Source organism: Hyphomonas sp., assembly GCF_040882205.1.
In the GTDB taxonomy this organism is placed as follows: Bacteria; Pseudomonadota; Alphaproteobacteria; order Caulobacterales; family Hyphomonadaceae; genus Hyphomonas.
In genome coordinates this window covers 1-3,078 of sequence record NZ_JBBEBT010000224.1, presented here as the reverse complement: position 1 = coordinate 3,078, position 3,078 = coordinate 1, and the positions used below count along the sequence as shown (strand labels likewise).

Below are 3,078 nucleotides of genomic sequence, written 5' to 3'. Positions count from 1 at the left end.
GGCGGAAGTCGAGGCGGCGAATGTCGCCGGCTTCAGGACGTATGCGTAGCATGCCGCGCGCAATGCCACTGCCATCGACCAGCGGCTTGAGGTCATCAAAGCTGGTGGTCAGGCTGGCGAGGTTCAGATTGAGGCCGAGATCGAAGTCCCGAAGGTCGCCCTTGGCCTGTAAGAAGCCGGAGGCGGTGCCGCCGAAACCGCCGGGCAGGGCGGCGATCGATTGGGTCAGCTTGCCAGAAACGTTCAGGGTACCTTCGGCAAAGCCAGCCTCGCCAAGGAGCTGGGCATTGCCGGTCTTGTGGGTGATCTCGGCCGCGTCGACGAGCAGGCGGCGGGCGGCGAAGTCGAATACGCCATTGCCGGAGACACGCACTTCTTCACCAAGGATGCGGGACGCTTCGGCATTCCGGGCGAGCACCTTGTAGACCGTTACATCTCCGCTGAATGGAAGGCGTCCGCCTTCGAGACTGATCGTTAAAGGTCCCGCCACGGCTTCAAACGGCAGGCCAGCGTCCGGGCGAACTTCGAGCCGCGTCTCGCCGGTATACCGCAGGCCAGCGCCAATCTGTTCAAGGGTGCCGTCAAGCTGGATCAGGCGCGGCGCGTCCCAGAAGGGAGCGAGCGCCGCGAGATTGGCTGTTACACGCGCAGGCTCGGTAAGTTCAATCCGGTCCGCGCGGGATTTGCCGGCAAGGTCAATGGTGCCTGCAGCCAACCGGCTGACGAGGTTGAATGTCAACGCGTTCTTCTCGAACGTTGCGGTCAGGTCCGCCTCGGCCCTGGGCCCGAGGAAGGTGGCAACATCTGCCCGAATGGGAAGCGCGCTGGCGTCGACGCGTAGGCTGGCATCCACGGCCCCATCTTCGATCTTGCCCGAGGCAAACAGTTTGTCGCTGCCATCCACGGTCAGGCGCGCTTCGCCGCGGCCATTATCGAGATTGCCGGCGGCGGTCGCCGAGACGACAGCTGAAGCGCCCTCCGGGAGGCGAAGGAGATGCGCAAAGACACCGCCGGCGGGGGCAACACCCTCAAGCTCGAGATTGAACTCTGAACTCCGGTCACGGCGGATGCGTGCATCTATGCGGTCGCCGGCGCCCTCCAGCGGGGAAATCTGCAACTGTGCGTCTATCGAGCGGTCACGCGCGTTCAGGAAGCGGGCGGTGATGGCAGAGGCCGATTCCGGACCAGCCACGCCCTCAGCCAGAAACAGGCGGTCGATCGCCGCCTTGCCGAGGCGCACTTCCCACGACTTGCTGTCGGTTGCAGGCTGCGGCTCACGCACCGGACGCCGGAGCACATTCACTTCAGCAATCGAAAGCGCCTTGAGATCTACAGTGCGCGACAGAAGCTGCAGCGGCGACCAGGAAAGATGCGCCGCCTCCGCCGAAAGCCAGACACCGGAATCGTCGCGGATCTCGATTGAGCCAACGGAGAAGTCCGAAAGCGGATCACCTTCGAGCTTTCGGATACTCAAGCGACCATAACCGCCTACGTCACGGCCATCGATCTGCGAGATCACGAAATCGCGGCCCGTTTCGGAGCTGATCCAGCTGCGCAGGAACAGGACGAGCAGGACCAATGCCAGAAGGATGGCTGCCAGCACAGCCGAAAAGGGCCGGCGGCGTGCCAGGGCCAGTGGGTTGAGGACGCCCCGCATCAGAAGGCCTGCCCGATGGAAATGTAGACCTGCACCGGCGCCTCACCGTCACGCCGGTTGAGCGGGGTCGCGAGGTCAAGACGGATCGGGCCGAAGCCCGGATAATACCGGATGCCGAAACCGACCGACGCGGCGGCATCGGAGAAGACGTCATCCGGACTGTCGCTGGCCGCGCCCACGTCCGAGAAGACCGCATAGCCGAAACGTTCGGAGGCGCGCCAGCGCAGTTCCGCCGAGGCAGAGAAGAGATTACGGCCTCCGACGAGGTCACCGAACGCATTGCGCGGCGAAAGGCTCTGATATTCGTAGCCGCGCACCGTACCGCCGCCACCGGCAAAGAACAGGCGGTCAGGCGCAACAGCGTCGGAGCCAAGGAACGTGCCGTACTCGGCACGGACGGCGGCGATCACATCGTTGGCGATGGCCCGGTAGGTGGCGCCGGAGAGCTGTAACCGCGTATAGCCAGGGGTCTTGTCGCCAAATGAAATGCCGGCTTCGGCGCCAGCAAAGAACCGGAAGCCGGATTGCGGATCGAGCGGGTCGCCGACATCGGAGTAGTTTGCGGTGAGGGGGAAAGACAGGGTAACCTGCTCGCGCTCGATGCCGCCGACAATGCGCACGCGTTCATCCACCGTCCGGGTCACGTCCACCTTCGACCCGGCCGATATAGTCAGCTCGCGGGAGAAAGGCTGCGCCAATGCAGCGCCTATGCTTATGCCTTCAAGGTCGTAGGCGTCAGTCTGCTCAGCGCGAACGCCGGTTTCCAGCGACAGGGTCCGTCCATATCGGCCGATATTTGGCCTTTCGTATGTGGCGGTGAGGTCCTGTGCTAGCGTGGCAACCCTGGTTCCGATCCGGATACGGTCGGCCCGGCCGGTCAGATTGCGGCGGTCCCAATAGGCATCGACACCAACGCCTTCGGTGGTCGAGGCGGTGACGCCGGCCCCGATGGTGCGTGGTTTGCCTTCGACGAGCGTGACTGAAACCGTGTGAAGACCGTCCGGGCCAGGCGTTTCAGAAATGGTAACGCCGATACCTTCGTAGAGGCCCGTGGCGCGAAGACGGGTACGCAGCCGGTCGATGAACGAAGGGGTGTATAGCGATCCATCCGACCATGTCTTCAGGGTGCGGACCATCTTTTCGCTGCGCGCATTGGAATTCTCGAGCACGAGCGCGCCGAGAGATACGCGGGGACCTGGCACCAGCAGGAAGGTCAGCTCAACATCTGCTTCTTCGCGCGAGGCGAGCATGTCTATGCCTTCGCTGCGGGCAAACGCATATCCCTGACGGCGCAGCTGCAGGACGAGGCTATCATCCATAGCTTCGATGTTCCGGGTCCGCGCAACAGAGCCTTGCGGAAGATTTTCAAGTTCCTTTTCCAGCCGGAGCGCCGCTTCCGGCACAATGTCGCCGCGACCGGC

The 3,078-nt window shown here is 63.6% G+C and carries 2 protein-coding genes; both read right to left on the bottom strand.

Annotated features, from left to right (window positions below):
- Nucleotides 1-1,657: hypothetical protein (locus tag WEA77_RS09395; RefSeq protein WP_368067615.1), on the bottom strand; the 1,657-nt coding region annotated here is incomplete at its 3' end.
- Nucleotides 1,657-3,078 (bottom strand): autotransporter assembly complex family protein (locus WEA77_RS09390; RefSeq protein WP_368067614.1); only part of this gene is annotated, 1,422 nt, incomplete at its 5' end. The genes WEA77_RS09390 and WEA77_RS09395, both read right to left, overlap by 1 nt.